The organism is Aromatoleum bremense, from assembly GCF_017894365.1.
Lineage (GTDB): Bacteria > Pseudomonadota > Gammaproteobacteria > Burkholderiales > Rhodocyclaceae > Aromatoleum > Aromatoleum bremense.
On the sequence record NZ_CP059467.1, the window covers coordinates 3,597,196 to 3,613,217 of the forward strand.

Annotated in this window: 20 protein-coding genes; 10 read left to right on the plus strand and 10 right to left on the minus strand. The window is 65.9% G+C overall.

Annotated elements, in window-relative coordinates; all coding sequences use genetic code 11:
- A complete protein-coding gene (locus tag pbN1_RS16885) occupies window positions 1–1,218 on the minus strand; it encodes an IS256 family transposase (RefSeq protein ID WP_169204317.1) in 1,218 nt (405 codons plus the stop codon).
- A gap of 64 nt (window positions 1,219–1,282) precedes the next feature.
- Here pbN1_RS16885 and pbN1_RS16890 point away from each other — a divergent pair, with 64 nt between their 5' ends.
- From pbN1_RS16890 to pbN1_RS16900, 3 genes are all read left to right on the plus strand, one after another.
- On the plus strand, window positions 1,283–1,993 hold the full coding sequence (locus tag pbN1_RS16890) for a hypothetical protein (protein WP_244856993.1): 711 nt from the start codon (window positions 1,283–1,285) through the stop codon (window positions 1,991–1,993).
- A 71-nt stretch (window positions 1,994–2,064) separates the two neighbouring features.
- The gene (locus pbN1_RS16895) at window positions 2,065–2,811 is read left to right on the plus strand and encodes a ferritin-like domain-containing protein (RefSeq protein WP_169203651.1); all 747 of its coding nucleotides are present in this window, start codon (window positions 2,065–2,067) and stop codon (window positions 2,809–2,811) included.
- 162 nt (window positions 2,812–2,973) lie between these two features.
- Window positions 2,974–3,318 (plus strand): four-helix bundle copper-binding protein, encoded by a 345-nt coding sequence (locus pbN1_RS16900; RefSeq protein ID WP_169203650.1) that lies wholly within the window; start codon window positions 2,974–2,976, stop codon window positions 3,316–3,318.
- A 100-nt stretch (window positions 3,319–3,418) separates the two neighbouring features.
- Here pbN1_RS16900 and pbN1_RS16905 read toward each other — a convergent pair whose 3' ends face one another.
- The 4 genes from pbN1_RS16905 to pbN1_RS16920 are packed head-to-tail and all read right to left on the minus strand — an operon-like array spanning window position 3,419 to window position 7,693.
- Window positions 3,419–4,225 carry an N-formylglutamate amidohydrolase gene (locus pbN1_RS16905; RefSeq protein ID WP_169203649.1) on the minus strand — a complete coding sequence of 269 codons (807 nt, stop codon included), beginning with the start codon at window positions 4,223–4,225 and terminating at the stop codon, window positions 3,419–3,421.
- The gene (locus pbN1_RS16910) at window positions 4,186–5,493 is read right to left on the minus strand and encodes a carboxylate-amine ligase (protein WP_169203648.1); all 1,308 of its coding nucleotides are present in this window, start codon (window positions 5,491–5,493) and stop codon (window positions 4,186–4,188) included. The genes pbN1_RS16905 and pbN1_RS16910 overlap by 40 nt, the downstream gene beginning before the upstream one ends.
- On the minus strand, window positions 5,490–6,959 hold the full coding sequence (locus pbN1_RS16915) for a RimK family protein (protein WP_169203647.1): 1,470 nt from the start codon (window positions 6,957–6,959) through the stop codon (window positions 5,490–5,492). The genes pbN1_RS16910 and pbN1_RS16915 overlap by 4 nt, the downstream gene beginning before the upstream one ends.
- Window positions 6,956–7,693 carry a cysteine peptidase family C39 domain-containing protein gene (locus pbN1_RS16920; protein ID WP_169203646.1) on the minus strand — a complete coding sequence of 246 codons (738 nt, stop codon included), beginning with the start codon at window positions 7,691–7,693 and terminating at the stop codon, window positions 6,956–6,958. Before pbN1_RS16920 ends, pbN1_RS16915 begins: the two co-directional genes overlap by 4 nt.
- A gap of 159 nt (window positions 7,694–7,852) precedes the next feature.
- Here pbN1_RS16920 and pbN1_RS16925 point away from each other — a divergent pair, with 159 nt between their 5' ends.
- Window positions 7,853–8,278: a CBS domain-containing protein gene (locus pbN1_RS16925; protein WP_169203645.1), complete on the plus strand. Its 426-nt coding sequence runs from the start codon at window positions 7,853–7,855 to the stop codon at window positions 8,276–8,278.
- 101 nt (window positions 8,279–8,379) lie between these two features.
- On the opposite strand, the gene pbN1_RS16930 is transcribed toward pbN1_RS16925, so the two are convergent.
- Complete coding sequence (locus pbN1_RS16930) at window positions 8,380–8,538, minus strand: DUF3309 family protein (protein WP_169203644.1); 159 nt, start codon at window positions 8,536–8,538, stop codon at window positions 8,380–8,382.
- A 256-nt stretch (window positions 8,539–8,794) separates the two neighbouring features.
- Between pbN1_RS16930 and pbN1_RS16935 the strand changes: the two genes are divergently transcribed.
- The 4 genes from pbN1_RS16935 to pbN1_RS16950 all read left to right on the plus strand — a co-directional run bounded on the left by pbN1_RS16935 (window position 8,795) and on the right by pbN1_RS16950 (window position 11,342).
- Window positions 8,795–8,956 (plus strand): DUF1328 domain-containing protein, encoded by a 162-nt coding sequence (locus tag pbN1_RS16935; RefSeq protein WP_169117712.1) that lies wholly within the window; start codon window positions 8,795–8,797, stop codon window positions 8,954–8,956.
- A gap of 80 nt (window positions 8,957–9,036) precedes the next feature.
- Entirely contained in the window at window positions 9,037–9,417 is a 381-nt protein-coding gene (locus tag pbN1_RS16940; RefSeq protein WP_169203643.1) for a BON domain-containing protein, read from the plus strand.
- 190 nt (window positions 9,418–9,607) lie between these two features.
- Complete coding sequence (locus pbN1_RS16945; RefSeq protein WP_244856995.1) at window positions 9,608–9,913, plus strand: BON domain-containing protein; 306 nt, start codon at window positions 9,608–9,610, stop codon at window positions 9,911–9,913.
- Window positions 9,885–11,342 carry a phospholipase D-like domain-containing protein gene (locus pbN1_RS16950; RefSeq protein WP_169203641.1) on the plus strand — a complete coding sequence of 486 codons (1,458 nt, stop codon included), beginning with the start codon at window positions 9,885–9,887 and terminating at the stop codon, window positions 11,340–11,342. Before pbN1_RS16945 ends, pbN1_RS16950 begins: the two co-directional genes overlap by 29 nt.
- Before the next feature lie 58 nt (window positions 11,343–11,400).
- Here the strand turns inward: pbN1_RS16950 and pbN1_RS16955 are convergent, their stop codons facing one another.
- Together pbN1_RS16955 and pbN1_RS16960 are read right to left on the minus strand one after the other, a co-directional pair.
- Window positions 11,401–12,582: an AI-2E family transporter gene (locus pbN1_RS16955; RefSeq protein WP_169203640.1), complete on the minus strand. Its 1,182-nt coding sequence runs from the start codon at window positions 12,580–12,582 to the stop codon at window positions 11,401–11,403.
- Between the two features lie 12 nt (window positions 12,583–12,594).
- The gene (locus pbN1_RS16960; protein WP_169203639.1) at window positions 12,595–13,113 is read right to left on the minus strand and encodes a hypothetical protein; all 519 of its coding nucleotides are present in this window, start codon (window positions 13,111–13,113) and stop codon (window positions 12,595–12,597) included.
- Between the two features lie 269 nt (window positions 13,114–13,382).
- Between pbN1_RS16960 and pbN1_RS16965 the strand changes: the two genes are divergently transcribed.
- Window positions 13,383–13,556, plus strand: a complete 174-nt coding sequence (locus pbN1_RS16965) for a DUF1328 domain-containing protein (protein ID WP_169117706.1) — start codon at window positions 13,383–13,385, stop codon at window positions 13,554–13,556.
- A 592-nt stretch (window positions 13,557–14,148) separates the two neighbouring features.
- Window positions 14,149–14,433 (plus strand): hypothetical protein, encoded by a 285-nt coding sequence (locus pbN1_RS16970; RefSeq protein ID WP_169203638.1) that lies wholly within the window; start codon window positions 14,149–14,151, stop codon window positions 14,431–14,433.
- Window positions 14,434–14,505: 72 nt separating this feature from the next.
- On the opposite strand, the gene pbN1_RS16975 is transcribed toward pbN1_RS16970, so the two are convergent.
- Window positions 14,506–15,303 (minus strand): hypothetical protein, encoded by a 798-nt coding sequence (locus pbN1_RS16975; protein ID WP_169203637.1) that lies wholly within the window; start codon window positions 15,301–15,303, stop codon window positions 14,506–14,508.
- A gap of 314 nt (window positions 15,304–15,617) precedes the next feature.
- Window positions 15,618–16,019, minus strand: a complete 402-nt coding sequence (locus pbN1_RS16980) for a ChaB family protein (protein WP_169203636.1) — start codon at window positions 16,017–16,019, stop codon at window positions 15,618–15,620.
- Window positions 16,020–16,022: the final 3 nt, after the last annotated feature.

Consider the following 16,022-nt stretch of genomic DNA (forward strand, 5'->3'; position numbering starts at 1 on the left):
TTATCCGGCGAGAGCAACAACGTTGTTGCTCTCGCCGGCGGCGGCGCGGGCGGCGACCCACTCCGCGAATTCATCCATATCCAGATATCGTCTTTCCTGCCAGACCTCGTTCTGCTCGGCCAACAGGGCGCCGATCAGGCGCAGGGCGGATTCGTCGTTGGGGAAGATGCGGATCACCCGCTCGCGACGGCGAATCTCTTCGTTGAGCCGCTCCTGCATGTTGGTCGTGCGCAGCCGCCGCCGGTATTTCTCTGGCAGCGCCATGACCGCCATTGCGTCGGCGAAACCTTCCTCGATGCACGCCACGGCCTTTGCCGCCGTTTTCTCGAAGCGCTCGACGAATTCGGCGAGCCGGCGCTTGGCCTCGGCCATGTCCGCCGCCTGGAAGACGAGTTTGGCTGCCGCCGCCACGTCGGCCCGGATCTTGGCGCTGCAGCTCCCCAGAATGTTGCGCATCAGATGCACCTGGCAGCGCTGCCAGGTCACCCCCTGAAAATGCTTTGCGACCGCCTGCGTCAGCCCGCCGTGGCTGTCGGAAACGACGAACATGACGCCTTTCAACCCCCGGCCTTTGAGCCAGCGGAACGTCTCATCCCAAGTGGCGAAACTCTCCGTGTCGCCGATCTTCACGCCGAGAATTTCGCGGTAGCCGTCACTCCTGATGCCCGACACGACCAGTGCGGCGCGCGATACGACGCGGTCGCCTTCCCTGCTCTTGATGAACAGCGCATCGACCAGAACAAACGGGTAATCGCCTTCGAGCCGTCGCTCGTTGAAGGCACCGACACGTCCGTCCAGTCCGGCGCAGAGCGCGCTGACCGTCGATTTGGAAAAGCTCGTGCCGCACAGCTCCTCGGTGATCGCCGATACTTTCCGCGTCGAGACGCCTTGCACGACCATCTCCATCAGCGCCAGTACAAACGCCTGCTCGCTCCTCTGGTAACGCTTGAAGATCTCTGTCGAGAAGCTGCCATCCCGCGTCTGCGGCACCAGCAGCGTCACCGGCCCCACCCGTGTGTAGAGCGTGCGTGCTCGCGTGCCGTTGCGGTAGCCGGCGCGCTCTTCCGTGCGTTCGTGCCGCTCCGCTCCCAACGCTTCTGTCACTTGCGCCTCCAGTATCTGGTTCAGAACCGCTTCTACCAGTTTCGCCAGCCCGTCCTGACCGCTCAACAGCCCTGGCAACAAATCACGCCCTACGCTAACATCATATCCAGCCATCGCTTCGCCTGCCTTTCTTCGGTTGATCAACGCTTCGACAACGTCATCGTACCGAACTGAAGCGGTGGCTACCTGCCACTCGATTTACAGCAGTTTACGGACTCAATCCGACGGCCATCGCGCGTCGGTCGATGACCTGCGGCTGCCGCACGGCCGGGATGCCACGCTCCTGACGAAGCTGCATGCGACGCTGATCACTGCGGCCGAATACCAGACGCACGACTACTACATGACGATCGGCCCGATGTTCGCCGACCCGGTCGCGCGGCAGCTGTACGCGGAGATCGCGTCGATCGAGGAGCAGCACGTGACGCAGTACGGCTCGCTGCTGGACCCGCGGCAAAGCTTCCTGGAGCTGTGGCTGCTCCACGAGGCGACCGAGGTCTACGGCTACTACAGCTGCGCCCAGTCGGAGAGCAACCCGCGCATCCGCGAGATGTGGGAGCGTTTCTGCGACTACGAACTGGGCCACTTGCATCACGTGTGCGGCCTGTTCAGGCAATACGAGAAGCGCGATCCGGCCGAAGTGCTGGCGCGGACGCTGCCGGCGCCGCTCGAGTTCAAGAGCCAGCGCGACTTCGTCCGCGACGTGCTCGCGGTGGAAGTCGACCTGCGCGCGAACGGCGTGGATTTCGTCAAGCTCGCCCGCGAGAGCCCCATATCCCGCGAATACCGCCGCAGGATCAACGCCGACGGGTCGCCCTCGACGCGGGTTGCGACGGCTTATCACTGGACGTCGGGCACCGAACTCAACCGGTCGCTGAACACAGCATGAACTCGACACGCAACATCCGCCCGCTGCTCAGGTGGTTATTCGATGAACATGAGTGTGTGGAAGGAAGGATCATGGATGACGTCACCGAGCCCGGATTCAATCGCACCGGTGCGCAGTCCTCGCCGCTGTCGGTCCATAGCATGCAGTTGTATGCAGACGAACGGCTGCCGGAAGAGGTGAGCGCCCCCGGCGAGATGCCCGACGGCAGGGAGATCGCCGCCGTGCGTTGCGACTACGCGGTCGAGGCCGAACGCATCGGCTCGGTGCCGATGCCCGGCGTGCTGACCAGCGCCTTCACCGCGGTGGTGTCGAAGCTCGGGGCGAGGAAGCCCGAAGTGCTGGTCGACAAGCTCGGCGAGCGGCTCGCCTTCGAGCGCATTGGGGTGCGCCTCTACCAGGCACTGATCGACAAGGCGTCGGCGCTTGCGACGCAGCAGCGGATGCCGTTCTCGGTCGACGAGCTGCAGCGCATCCGCGATGACGAACTGGCGCACATGCACGTGCTGGCCTCGGCGCTCGATTCGCTCGGCGCCGACTCGAGCGCACAGACGCCCGCCGCGGCTGTTTCGGCGCTCGCGATCAGCGGCCTGATGCAGGTCCTCACCGACCCGCGCACGACGCTCGTCCATTGCCTCGAAGCGATGTTGATCGCCGAGCTCGCCGACGACGCGAGCTGGGACCTGCTGATCAGCCTGACGGCGGAAGCCGACCAAGACCAATTCTTGCCGCAGTTCCACAGCGCGCGCGACAGCGAAAAGGCGCACGTGCGCCAGATCCGCGGCTGGCTGCAGGCGGTCGTGCTCGGGGAAGCGCGCTGACCACACGATGAATCGCAGGCTGCGGGCCGCGACGTGGCGCGATTCGCACGCGGAGACTTGCAATGAGCGACCAGACGATCGTTGAGCAGATTCCAGCACAGCACCAGGACACGCAGCCGTTACCGGCGCCAGTGCCGCACCCTTGCCAGAGGAGGTTTTCCCATGTCTCAACAAACCACGCTATCGCCTGAAATGCTGGCCTGCATCGAACTGTGCCGGCGCTGCCAGATGGTCTGCCTCGGCATGGCGACCGGGCACTGTCTCGAAAAAGGCGGCCGCCATGTCGAGCCGGAACACCTGCGCACCATGATCGTCTGCGCGGAGATCTGCCAGGCGGCCGCGAACGTGATGACGACCAACTCGACGCTGCACCGCCAGGTGTGCGCAGTCTGTGCCGACATCTGCGACGCGTGCATCAGCAGCTGTCGCGATCTCGACGAGATGGAGGAATGCATCTTCGCCTGCGAGCGGTGCAAGAACAGTTGCGAAGCAATGACTTCCGTATGAGCCGGTGTGCCGGCGGCAAGCAGCGTCTCCCCGGTGCGGCGCGGCGGCCGTTCGTGCCGGCGCGCCACGAACGCCACATCGTGTCGACGGCGCCGCGACGTCATGTACCGACGGCCGGCTGACGACCTTCCTCCTCCCGGCCCAGCGCTTCGACCAGCGAGGCGACAATCGCCCCCCGCAGCGCGCGCCACTCGGCGCGCCCGGGCGCGACATGGCGCTGATTGACTTCGAGCTCGATGCCGACGTAGTCGCCCGCGGCATGGCGGCGCCGCAGCCACGCACAGAACCCGTCCGATTTTCCGGTGTAGGGGTAGTTGCGCCGCACTTTCAGGTGCGGCGCGCGCGCCTGAAGCGCCGCGATCCAGCGCGCGCCCAGTGCCACTTCGCCCGGACGGCCTGGATCGTAGAGGATGCCGACGTCGGCGTTGCGCACGATGCCGTCGAGCACGGGCGTGAAGCTGTGGCTCGAAACATGGACGACATGCTGTCCGCGGCCGATCGCGCCGGCGACGAGCTCTTCGACCCGGCGCCGGTACGGCAGGTAGTGGCGGGCGCGGATGCCCGCGCGGAGGTCGGGCGGCGAGGCGGGGATCCATTCGGAGTGGAGCTTCGGATGGCCCGGGCTGCGGTTCAGGTCGACGAGCAGGCGCGTGGTCGTCGCCGCGATGAGCGGCGCAGCCAGCGTCCGCGCCAACTGGCGGGCGACGGCGAGGGCGCCCGGATCGTAGCCGCGGTGGCTGTCGAGCGCGTCCTGTGCTGCCGCGAACAGCTCGCGGTAACGCGGCGGCACACGGTTGCCGCCGTGCTCGCAGGAAACGACGAGGGCGACTGCGCCGTCGCCTCCCGTCGCATCCGGTGCCGCGGACGCTACTCCGTCCCCTGGAACTGGCGGTTGTCGCGCAGGCATTCGCACAGCTCCCGATAGACGTCGCGCATCTGCAGCCGGCCGGCGTCCTCGCCGAGCGAGGCGACGATGCGGCGCGCGAGCGGGCCGCGCTCGAGGATCAACTGCAGCGGGGCGTGCCAGCGCGGCGCGAGCCGGTCCTCGGCGACCAGCAGGTCGATGAGGCGCGCCCACAGTTCGTCCGCGCGGCACGGGCCGCAGTCGAGACCGAGTTGCGCGAGATAGCCCGCGTCGTCGATCTGCGTTTGCTCGGCGTCGCGGAGGCACGCGCGAAACGTCGCGACCAGCGCCGCGGTGCGGATCGCGGTGTCGGCGGCGGGGGCGGCGCGGTAAGAATCATAGAGGCGCCGCACCAGCGCCGCGGTCACGGCGGCGATCGCGAGGTCCGCGTGCGGGCATTCCTGCACGTCGAGGACGCGGATCTCGATCGCGTTGCGCTCGAAGCGCGGGATTGCCGCGCGCACGTTCAGCCATTCGTGCTGCAGCACGCCGCCATCGCCGTATTCGGCCGCTTCGCGGTACATCGGCGCGAGGATCTGCGCCCGGTATTCGGCCTGCGATGCGCTCGGACGCGGAATGCACTCGCCGATCGACGACGGCAGCTGGCGCTGGTGGTCGCGATACACCTCGAGGCGGTAATCCATGAAACCGGTCAGGCGCCCGTCGGCGATCGGCGAACTTGCCGCGAGTGCCGGCAGGATCGGCAGCACCAGGCGGATGGCGGCGTGCAGGCGCGCAAACTGTTCGTCGTCGCCGAACGGCAGGTTCAGGTGCACGCTCTGCAGGTTTCCCCAGCCGTGGCGGCGGCAGTCGAAAATGCGGTCGTAGGTGCTGTAGATCGCGCAGTTTTCGTGTGTCCACAGCCGCGTTTCAGTGTGCGGGTCCATCCACGGATGCATGCCGCCGGGCAAGAGCTGCGCGCCGTGCCGCTCGAGCAGCGCGTTGATCGCGGTGATCTCGGCATGGAAAGCCGCGGGCAGCGCGTCGAGCGTCGCGGCCGGGAAGCGATTCTTGATTTCCAGCACATGCAGCGCGAGCTCGTTCGACCACCCCATCTCGCCCCGCTCGACGTCGGCAGCAGGATGTCCGGCACCGAGACACAGCAATTCGTCCGCGATCGGGCGCACGTCGAGCCCGTCGCGGTCGACGATCATGTATTCGATCTCGACGCCGTAGCCGCCGAATGCGTCCAGCACCGGAGCGTGACTCGCACAGCTCTCGGCGGCACCGTGCGGAGTCGTGCGGGGGTGGGTCGGGTGTTCCGGACTCATGTCGGATTTCCTCCACTGCGGTCCTGTTCCAGGCGGCGCAGGAATACGCCCATCACCTCGCGATAGAGCGCGTCCTTCAGTACCCCGTCCTCGTTGCCGGCGTCGACGTTCGGGTTGTCGTTGATCTCGATGATGCAGCAGCGATTGCCGCTTTGCTTGATGTCGACGCCGTAGAAGCCGTTGCCGATCAGGTTCGCTGCCTGCAGCGCGATGGTCACGACGTCCTCCGGCGCCTCGCCGATCGCGAGCGCTTCGGTCGGGCCTTCGTTGCGGCCGGTTTCGCCGTGATGGTCGATGATCTGCCAGTGGCCATGTGCCATGTAATATTTACAGACGAAGATCACCCTGCCGTCGAGGATGCCGACGCGCCAGTCGAATTCGGTCGGCAGCCACTCCTGCGCGACGATCAGGTCCGACATCTCGAGCAGTTCGGCGACCTTCGCGCGCAGCTCCCTTTCATCGCTGACCTTGTCGACGCCGACCGAGAATGAACTGTCCGGCTGCTTGAGCACGCACGGCAGCGCGAGCAACGGCACGATCTGGTCGATATTGTCGCGGTGGATCAGCAGCGTGCGCGGCGCCGGCAGGTTGTGGTGGGCGAGCAGCTCTGCCAGGTACACCTTGTTGTTGCACTTGAGGATCGAGTCCGGGTCGTCGATGACGATCAGTCCTTCGGCTTTCGCGCGCCGTGCGAATCGGTATGTGTGGTGGTGGACGAAAGTCGTGTCGCGGATGAACAGCGCGTCGAACTCCGGCAAGCGGCCGAAATCGCCCGGCAGGATGAACTCGGGCTGCATCCCCAGCGCGGTGGCGGCCGCGGCAAACTTGCGCAGCGCTGGAGGGTTGGACGGCTGGTGGGCTTCTTCCGGATTGTGCAGGATCGCGATGCGAAAGCACCGCGCGGCGCTTTGCCGGCTAGTGCTGCGCCGGGCGAAATGCCGCGCCGCGGCGTCGAACGCGAACTGTCGATGCTCCGGGGGGATGTCGTTGATGCCGATGAGGTTGATGGAGCGCGTCTGCCAGTGACCCTTGACGTGCTCGAAGCGGGCTCGCAGCAGCGGTACCTGCAGCAGCTTGAAGAGCTGCCCGGCGAGCACGTTGTAGCGCTGCGCGACATTCAGCCCGAAATACACGCTCAGCTCGAACTGCGTCGACTTCAGCGGCGCGAGCGTCTGGTCGACGAGCTGCGCGAGTTCGCTCGTCAGCACCTGCACGAGGTTCTGCGACTGCAGGTCCTCGATCGTGCCGGCGGGCGGCCACGGCCGGTGCCCGCGCGCCTCGGCGAGCAGCGAAACGTAGTAGCCGAGCTTCTGGTATTGGAACGACTGGCACAGGTTGAACACGCGCGCCGAGCGGTCTTCGCCGTACGCCGGGTCGGTCAGGTAGCTGCGGGCGGGAACGACCGGCGGGCCGCTCTCGCCCAGCGGCCAGTCGTCGGGGTCTTCGACGACAATCAGCGAATTCACGGCAGCTCCGGGTCGCCAGGCTTGGGCTTGCGCGGCGAGATCACCAGCAGGTTCGCGTCGTGGGTGACGATGCCGAGGAGTATTGACGCGATGACGCGGTCCATCCGGATCCAGTATTCGCGCATGCCGCCGTATGGGTGGGGGCCGTACGGGTCGGCCACGAGCAGGCGGCGCGCCGGCCGGTCGTAGCCTGCGATGATGACGAAATGCCCGGACGGCGTGCCGCGCACGTCGTCGGGGATGTCATTGGGGCCGAATTCCCGCGCCGTGCGGTACAGGAACGTCGAGCTGAGCCCGGTGATGATCGGATGGCGGCGGCGCAGCAGCCCGCGCAGCATCGGCGGCGACAGGTCGGTGAACCGCAACCGGCCGCCGAGCCGCAGGAAATCGAGGTAACCCTCGGTCGCGTGCAGCAGGCGCGGGTTGTCTTTGACTTCGCGCTGCGCCTGCAGCCGCTCGGCGATGTCCTCCTTGTTGCGGAACCACGTTGGGTCGAACACCGTGAGGTTGTACGTGTAGATCGTCGCTTCGAAGCCGTTCGCGAGCGCGTCGCAGGCGAGGAACACCGCGAAAGTGCCGCCATGGATCAGCGCGCGCGTGCGCCTGATGACCGCATCGAGCGAGATGTCCTCGCCCCAGTACCGATACACCGCGTGCAGGCAGGTCGGCCCGCACGTGGTCTCGGTCGGCTGGGGCAGGAGGTCGACGTTCAGTCGCAGCGAAGCCGGCAGCACGGACTGCGATCCTCCAGGTGTCAATAACTCGATTGCGGGCAAACGCCGTGCCTGCTCGCACCACCCGCCCGATCTGCAGTGTAGTTTCCGGGCACCGCGTTTGCACGAAGCTTGGGACGCAGGCGGTGCCTGCTTCTTTCCTGATTGAGGAGGTGCATCATGCAAGTAAGCGAGGCAATGACGATGGACGTGCGAATGCTCGATCCCGAGCAGAGCATCGAGGACGCAGCACGCATGATGGCGGAATGGAACGTGGGAGCGCTGCCGGTCAACGACGGCGAAAAGCTCATCGGTATGGTGACCGACCGCGACATCACGATCCGCGCGGTGGCGGCCGGGAAGAATCCCGACACCCGTGTCCGCGATGTCATGACCAAGGAAGTCAAATACTGCTTCGAGGACGAGGATCTCGCCCACGTCGCCCGCAACATGGGTGACGAGCAGATCCATCGGCTGGTCGTGCTCGATCGCAACAAGCGGCTGGTGGGGATCGTCGCGCTTGCCGACATCGCGAACACCGAAGGCGCGCAGCCGGCCGGCGAAGCGGTGTGCGGCATTTCGGAACCCACCGGCTCGACTCACTGATGGGCTCCCTGCGGCGGCCACAGGCACGATGAAAATCGTGACGCGACACGAAACCGGATCCTCTGCAGGGTCCGGTTTTCGTTGGTGCGCCTGAAGCGGCCCTATAGCGCGCCGAGCAGTACCAGCACCAAAAGCACGATCAGGACGAGTCCCAGCAGTCCGCTCGGACGGTAGCCCCAGGCACTGCTGTAGGGCCAAGTAGGGAGCGCGCCGATCAGCAGCAGCACCAGCAGGATGATGAGTATCGTCGATAAGGCCATGATCGTCGTCCTTTGAAGGCAGGCGGCCCACGCCGCGGTACTCCGGACAGGCAGCTTCCGTGCCCGGAGCGCCGCAATCGGTGCTGCAACGTCCAGCCAGGGGGGGCTGCGCATGTAAGGGTTACAACGCCGGGGGCGATCATGCACTTCTCCCGGATGTCATTGCCGCCGTGGCGCCGCGGCGTGCCGGGCATGCGGTTTGCCCCACCCCTGGCGTCAGCGGGAAATTCCCCCTGCCTGTGAATGGAGGTGTCCCATGTTGTATTACGCAGCGATATTCCTCGTGATCGCGATCGTCGCCGCCCTGTTCGGGTTTGGCGGAATCGCGAGCGGTGCGGTCGGCATCGCCAAGATCCTTTTCTACATCTTCCTTGTGATCGCGGTGATCTCCCTGATCCTCGGGATCTTGCAGAAATAGAACGTCGCGCCTCTGTGCTCACCGCGGCGGCGCTGCGGCGTTGGGTGCGCAGAGCGCGGATAGCGAAAGGAGGTCTGCCCATGAAGCGTCGATTCTCGATTCTCGTTGCCTGCGTGGGCCTTGCGGCTCTCGCCGGGTGCAACGACCGTCCGGCCGAGCCGGGCACGGCGACCGGGGCTGCGACCGGCACGAGCGCGGACACCATGGAGAAACTGGAGACGAATGCCAACCGTGCCGGCCAGGCAGTCGACGACGCCGTCCTCACGACGAAGGTAAAAACGGCGCTGCTGGCCGAGGAGGGCCTGGACGCCGGCGCGATCAGTGTCAGCTCGGAAAAAGGCGTCGTGACGTTGCGCGGCAACATTCCGGCTAACCAGATTACGCGCGCCGATGCCGTTGCCCGCAAGGTCGAAGGCGTACAGGAAGTGATCAATGCGCTGGCGGCGCCGCCGTCGTCCTGATCCCGCTATCGGCTCCTGTCCTGCGCAAGCACAAAAGGATAGCGGCCGGCACCAGTTGCCCTTGCCGAACCTGTCGGCGAGGCAAACGCGGCGCTGCCCGGCGCCGGGTAAGCGTGAAGGCGTCGCCCTCCAGGCGATGCCGGTGATTTCCCACCACGGAGGACCATGGAAAATGACAAGCAGAAGAACAATGCTGACCGCCGCCCTCGCGGCGCTTGCCCTGCCCGTCGTCAGCGCGTGCACGCCGACCCGCTCGCGCGAGTCGGTCGGTGAATACATCGACGACGCGACGATCACGACGCGCGTGAAAGCCGCGCTGGTCGACGACCCGCAGGTCAAGGCGCGCGAGGTGAACGTCGAGACCTCCCGGGGCGTCGTGCAGCTGAGCGGCTTCGTCGCGAAGTCGGGCGACGCGGAGCGCGCCGTCGAGATCGCGCGCAAAATCCCCGGCGTCAAGTCCGTCAAGAATGACATCAGGATCAAACCGGCGTACTGACGGCTACTTCGGAAACGCTTCCTTCGACCGCGAGTGCGACGGGTTTCGGGGCAGCGGGTGGGGCACGCTGCTCGGTCCGTTCGTGCTCGCGGCCTGCGTCACGGGCCCGGCAGTCGATACGGCGGCCCTCCCGGTGCGCGCTCCGCCGGCCTCCGTCGAAGTTCGCGTCGAGCACGCGGACGGCGCGCTGCGCACGCATCCCTCGCCGAAGGTCGCGCACCAGCTCGAAGCCGACGGCGTCGGCAAGGAACTGCTCGTCCATCATCTTGCCCACGTCGAGGACGCGCTCACGGCGCCGCTGGTCCTCGGCAACGACGCGCACCTGCTCGTCGACGGCCCGGCGACGTATCGGGCGATGTTCGGGGCGATCGAAAAAGCGCGGCGCCACGTCCATCTCGAAACCTACATCCTCGAGTCGGGGGAACAGGGCGACCGCCTTGCCCGTCTGCTCGCGACGAAGCGGCGGCAGGGCGTCGAGGTTCGCGTCCTGTATGACAGTGTCGGCTCGCTCGACACGCCTCCCCGGTATTTCGAAGGCCTCGCCGCGGCGGGCGTCGCCGTGTGCGAATTCAATCCGGTCAATCCGCTCAAGCTCGAAGGCGATCCGCGGCTGCGCCTCAACAACCGGGACCATCGCAAGATGCTGGTCATCGATGGGCGAATCGCCTTTACCGGCGGCATCAACATCAGCGGCGTGTATCGCGCGGGTTCGTTCGACAGCAAGCGCGTGCCAACCCCGGACGAGGGATGGCGCGACACGCACGTGATGGTGCGGGGACCGGTCGTGACGCAGTTCGAAGATCTGTTCGACGACGCATGGCGCGAGCAGCGCTGCCCGTCTCCGGTCGTGCGGCAGGCGACCCGTGCCGACCGTGCCGGCGGCATGGCGATGCGCCTGGTTGCCGCCGATCCGGTGTCGGAACGCAGCGAACTGTACGTCGCGCTGATGTCCGCGCTCGAACATGCGCGCAAGCGGGCGTGGCTCACCTACGGATATTTCGTGCCGGATGAACGCACCGTGCAGTCGCTGCGCGACGCGGCGCAGCGGGGTGTCGACGTGCGGCTCGTGCTGCCCGGTTTCAGCGATTTCTGGGCGCCGTTCCATGCAGGTCGTTCGCATTACCAGGACTTGCTGAGCGCGGGGGTACGCATCTTCGAACGGCGCGACGCGCTGCTCCATGCGAAGACCGCAGTCATCGACGGGGTGTGGTCGAGCGTCGGCTCGACGAACCTCGATTGGCGCAGCTTCGTGCATAACTTCGAAGCCGACGTGCTGGTGCTCGACGGCGTGTTCGCAGAAGAAATGGAAGAACTCTTCGGCCTCGACCAATCGGCTTCCCACGAAGTGACGCTCGACCAGTGGAAGCATCGCGGCCTGCGCGCCCGCCTGCTCGAATGGCTCGCGCGACGCTGGGAGTATCTCCTCTAACCAGCCTCCTGTAGCCGGGCGCGGACGAAATCTCGCAAAGTGCAGTCGGCAAAAACGGTCAGCCCCGGGGAGGGCCCGTTGCAGGCGGCGGCAGCGGGGAGGGCGGCGGTGCCTCCGTCCCCGCGGACGATTCCAGATCCTCCTCGACGTACAGCATGCGCACCAGCACCAGCGCGATCGCCGTCAGCGGCGTCGCGAACACGACCCCCAGCGCACCGAGCAACGCGCCGAGGAGCACCTGGGCGCTGATCGTCAGCGCGGGCGGCAAGTGCACGCTGTACTGGTCGATCAGCGGCGTGACGACATAGTTTTCGGCCATCTGCACGGCGAGGTAGAGCAGCAGCACGTAGAACGCGTCGGCGGGGCCGGTCGCGATCGCGACGAGCAGCGCGGGCAGCGCCGCAAGGATCGGGCCGATGTACGGGACGAAATCGAGCACGAAGGCGATCAGCCCGAGCGCGAGCGCGAGCTGGATATCGAGCAGCCACAGCCCGACGGTGACGCTCAGGCCGACGACTGCCATGCGGGCGAACGTGCCGATCAGCCACCAGCGCATCGTCATCGTCACTGTGTCGAGCACTTCGCGGGCGCGCGACCGGGCGTGGGCGGGGACCAGCAGCAGCAGTCCGTGGCGATACACTGCGGGTGCCGCGGCGCCGTAGAGGCCGATGAACACCGCGATCAGCAATCCCGCGATTGCACCGATCGTCATCGAGAATGCACCGCCGAGGCGCGTCAGCCAGGTGCCGTCCTCGGGGAGCATCGCGCTGAGGTTGCGCTCGGAGAAGAGGATGCGCCCCCACTCGTAACCGTAGACGCCGTTCAGCATCTTCTCCCACGCCAGATGCAGGCTGGGTCCGAGCTGCTCGAGCTGGCTCGCCATTTCGTTGCCCAGGAGAGCTCCCCCGACGATCAGCAGCGCAGCGAGCGTCGCCAGCACGACGCCGAATGACACTCTCCGGGACAGGCCGGTCAGGGCGCTCACGCCGTCGCCGAGCCCGCGCAGGAACACCCCGATCAGGATGCCGGCAAACACCAGCAGCAGCACGTCGGCAATGGTCCACACCAGCAGGCCGAAGACGACGATCAGCAGAACCATCGAGACGATGACGATCGAGCGGTCGGCGCGACGCGCGTCAGCGTCGCGCGTGGGTCGCGGCGGCGTCGGCAGGGCGGCTTCGGTCGGCCGGGCGGCAGCGCGGGCGAGGCGGCGGGCTGGCGGGGTGCGCCCGTGTTTCAAGCGGAGGCCTCCTCAGGCCCGGATCTTCGCTGCAAGTCTCCAGTCGATCCCCGGCGGCCCCACCCCGTGCGGCACCGAAAGAGGGGCCAGCGCGGTGGCAAGCGCGGTGTCGGGGGCGATCAGCGTCTGCTCGCCGGGCGCGCCGGAACCTTCATCCCCCATGCCGACGACCCTGGCCTTGAATTCGCGTCTGCTGTCGGCGGGGCGGACGGTGAGCGTGTGCCGGTCGCTGTCAGTATTTCCGACAAACATGTCGGCGCTGATGATGAGTCCCGCCACCAGCCCGTCCGGCGGTTTGGGCGATGCCGCGCCGTTGCGTGGATCGGCCGGCACAGACAACTCGCCCGGCGCCGCACGAGCGCCCTCGCCGGGAATCTTCCCCGTGCGCTTCAGTTTCGCTGCACCCCCCCACACCTCCTGCGACCACTGCGCCGATGGCGAAGGTGTTGTCCGATGAACCGTTCCGCCCGCGAGTGCCACGCCGATGACCAGACTCGCGCCGGCAAATGTCGTGATGATTTCCCCTAGCATGACGTCGTCTCCGCTAGAACTCGTCGTGCCAGTTGGAATGCAAGCTTCATGCCTATCTGCGCCGCGCTTTCAACGGGGTACGGCACTTGCTGCCCGTCGCGCTACCAGACGGGACGCAAGCTGTGTCGTCGTTGCCCGCGAAAGGCGGAAAACTTTCCGTTGGTGGGTAATTTCTCCCGGTTTCCCCGGTCGAAAAAACGAGTGCAGTGTCGCGAATGCAGTGCCGCGCTTCCAGGATCGCTCCCGATCCGCCACAAGGAGTAAACAAAATGATCAAGTGGGCGATCATCTTCTTCGTCATCTCCGTCATCGCCGGCCTGCTCGGCTTCACGGGCATCGCGGCAGGGGCCGCCGGCATCGCGAGAGTGCTGTTCTACATTGCGCTGGCGATCTTCCTCATCGTGCTGGTGTTCGGCGTGCTGCTCGGCGTCCTCGTGTTCTGAACGCGGCGCGGCGCCGGCCGTCGACTTCTGCATTGCGCCGGGCCACGCGGCGATCGATGTTGTCGAGAACGCTCGCGACGCATGCAACAGGGCTGGGGCGAGAAAAGACGTGAAGCGTGCGGATAGTTACCTGCCGGTCCCGTCATCGCTGTACCGTAGGGAAATGATTGTAATTCCCTCCCTTGCACAAGGCGTGTTCCTGCTGGTGGCACCGGGGAACCGGAGCCTGCGGGAGACGCCGGACCAGTTTCGAAAATATGTCGCCGACACGCCAAAAAGTTGCGAAATCACGTGGAAATACTGGTTTTCATGTCTTGTGACAAAAAATTGATAACGGTACTCTGGCCCAAGTTGGGTCTTCGGTCTGGAGTAGATGAGAGAAACTGGCTCGAATCCTGCTGGAGCTGAGTATGAGCTGGCGCTACCGAGCCGGCTGCACAATGAATCAGCGCGTTTGCTGTGGGTGCGCCGAGGGGCGCCAGTTCACCGGTCGCCATGTCGACGCAGTTCGTCGTGCATGTAAACGCCGAGGACCGTTATGCATTGTTCAATTTATTGCCTGATCTCCAGCCTTGAAGAATTGCAGCCCACGATGGCGAGGATGACGGACGCCGGTGTACCGAGCGAAGTCGTGACGATGGTTTTTCACTCGGGCGGCTACTGGCTGTCGCGCAAGGCCGACGACACGCTCGAGCTGGGGCCGTCCGTGTGGGAGGCACCGTTCGTTTCGATGGCGTTGTGGTGGGAACTCGCGACCTTGGGTCTGACCGGAAGCGGGGCGGAAACGTCTCCCCGTCGAAACCGGAACTCCAGCCCCGCGGTGGTCGTTCCGCTGACGGTGTTCGAAGAGCGGCGGCTAAGGAAGCGCGGGAATTAACCCGCGCTGCCCGTTTTTAACACCCCATGGCGACGCTCCCGCCACTTCCATGAGCGCCACCGCCGCGGCCGATCAAGCGGCCTTGTGCGAACGTGAACCACGCTCGGAGCGTGTTGCCTGCTCGCCGCGGGACATTTCAGCGCGGGCTTCCTCGCCTGCTTCACGCGTCTCTTCCGCCAGTTCCTCACCCTGGCGCTGCGCCGTTTCGGCTTGGCGGCCGGTGAGTTCGCGGCTGCGTTCGAAACCTTCGCGCATCGTCGCGCGGAACTGTTCACCGCCTTCGCGCAAGGTTTCGCGCGTCGACTCGCTCAACGAATCCGTCGCCATCGCGATCTCGTCGGCCTGCTGGCGTACCAGTTCCTTGAGATCGTCGAGGCTTTCGGTCGCCTGATGCTGCAACTCCTGCAGGCCGGTCTGCCAGGCCTCGGTCAGGTCCATCGTCTGCTGCTCCCACAGCTGACCGAGATGGCGCTGAATCTCTCCCGCCGTGCGGTTCGCGTGGCGATTCGATTGCAGCAGCGTGTCGGTCGCGGTCGAAAACAGGCGCTTCGCCCGATCGTCGGCCAGCTCGAAGAAATGCGAATAGTCGGGAAAACCCATCGCCGACAAGGCGCGGGCCTGGGCGCGCATGAAGATACGCGCGCTCGCCGCCTCCATGTCGTACAACTGGCCGAACCCGCGCAGCGTCGTCGCCGTCATGTCCACCGGTTCCCGCCCGCGACCGCCGGGGCTTTCCTGCTGTCCTCGCCGGCGAGAGGATCCTGTACTCATCTCTTCGTTCCTCTGCTGACGTACGTCTTCATTCTGCCGACCTGTGTCTTCAGCCGTTTGCTGACGAGGGTCTTCACTCGTTTGCCGTTGCTGGGCCATTTGAATACTCCTGCACAGTAAAACGTGTTGAAAGATGCGAAATGGCCGTGGTCCGGCCATTTGGCTGCTGGTTAACCCTCGCTTCCGAAGGTTGCTGTTGCATAGCAACATCGAGGCCCGTTTTGGGTAGTAGCGGGAAATATGGCTCGAACCGGCGCGGCGCCCGGGATCGGCGGCGATGACGGAAGGGCGCGCGCGGGCCTGGCGTGCGAGCTTTCGTGAAAAAGATACAGCCCGCGGAAAATCCTACTCACGCAGCAGGGGCGCGCACGAACCTCCGCGCGCCGTGCGCGCCGGCGATGGCAGGCCGCCGCTCAGTCCTGCCTGGAAGCGATCGCGCGCGCCAGCTCTTCCTTGGTCATGCGCGAGCGTCCGCGGATGTCGAGCGCTCGGGCGCGCTCGTAGAGTTCCTGGCGCGTATGACCGAGGACGTCTACGCCGCCGAAAGTCTCGCGCCTGGCGCGCTTGCCGCCCCGCCGGTCGGCGACGCTGCGGCGGGCTTGCGGATCGGACGGGCCGGGTTCGGCCTTGGCCTCCCAGTGATCGCCGACTTTTTCGAAGCTGTGCTTGAGCGCCGCGATCGCCGTACGGCCCGCGCGCTCGCCCGGACCGTATTCTTCCTCCGCGCGCTTGAGTGTCTTCGCGTAGGTGCGCTGCGCTTTCGGCGGCGAACGCTTCAGCGTGCCGGGTAGTTCCACTTTTCGATTCCTGGGCATGTC

What these genes read in the sequence shown, in the direction of transcription:
- pbN1_RS16885 (WP_169204317.1), bottom strand. Translation starts at nt 1,218, where the DNA reads ATGGCTGGATATGATGTTAGCGTAGGGCGTGATTTGTTGCCAGGGCTG.
- pbN1_RS16895 (WP_169203651.1), top strand. Translation starts at nt 2,065, where the DNA reads ATGGATGACGTCACCGAGCCCGGATTCAATCGCACCGGTGCGCAGTCC.
- pbN1_RS16900 (WP_169203650.1), top strand. Translation starts at nt 2,974, where the DNA reads ATGTCTCAACAAACCACGCTATCGCCTGAAATGCTGGCCTGCATCGAA.
- pbN1_RS16905 (WP_169203649.1), bottom strand. Translation starts at nt 4,225, where the DNA reads ATGCCTGCGCGACAACCGCCAGTTCCAGGGGACGGAGTAGCGTCCGCG.
- pbN1_RS16910 (WP_169203648.1), bottom strand. Translation starts at nt 5,493, where the DNA reads ATGAGTCCGGAACACCCGACCCACCCCCGCACGACTCCGCACGGTGCC.
- pbN1_RS16925 (WP_169203645.1), top strand. Translation starts at nt 7,853, where the DNA reads ATGCAAGTAAGCGAGGCAATGACGATGGACGTGCGAATGCTCGATCCC.
- pbN1_RS16930 (WP_169203644.1), bottom strand. Translation starts at nt 8,538, where the DNA reads ATGGCCTTATCGACGATACTCATCATCCTGCTGGTGCTGCTGCTGATC.
- pbN1_RS16935 (WP_169117712.1), top strand. Translation starts at nt 8,795, where the DNA reads ATGTTGTATTACGCAGCGATATTCCTCGTGATCGCGATCGTCGCCGCC.
- pbN1_RS16940 (WP_169203643.1), top strand. Translation starts at nt 9,037, where the DNA reads ATGAAGCGTCGATTCTCGATTCTCGTTGCCTGCGTGGGCCTTGCGGCT.
- pbN1_RS16945 (WP_244856995.1), top strand. Translation starts at nt 9,608, where the DNA reads ATGCTGACCGCCGCCCTCGCGGCGCTTGCCCTGCCCGTCGTCAGCGCG.
- pbN1_RS16950 (WP_169203641.1), top strand. Translation starts at nt 9,885, where the DNA reads ATGACATCAGGATCAAACCGGCGTACTGACGGCTACTTCGGAAACGCT.
- pbN1_RS16960 (WP_169203639.1), bottom strand. Translation starts at nt 13,113, where the DNA reads ATGCTAGGGGAAATCATCACGACATTTGCCGGCGCGAGTCTGGTCATC.
- pbN1_RS16965 (WP_169117706.1), top strand. Translation starts at nt 13,383, where the DNA reads ATGATCAAGTGGGCGATCATCTTCTTCGTCATCTCCGTCATCGCCGGC.
- pbN1_RS16970 (WP_169203638.1), top strand. Translation starts at nt 14,149, where the DNA reads ATGGCGAGGATGACGGACGCCGGTGTACCGAGCGAAGTCGTGACGATG.
- pbN1_RS16975 (WP_169203637.1), bottom strand. Translation starts at nt 15,303, where the DNA reads ATGGCCCAGCAACGGCAAACGAGTGAAGACCCTCGTCAGCAAACGGCT.
- pbN1_RS16980 (WP_169203636.1), bottom strand. Translation starts at nt 16,019, where the DNA reads ATGCCCAGGAATCGAAAAGTGGAACTACCCGGCACGCTGAAGCGTTCG.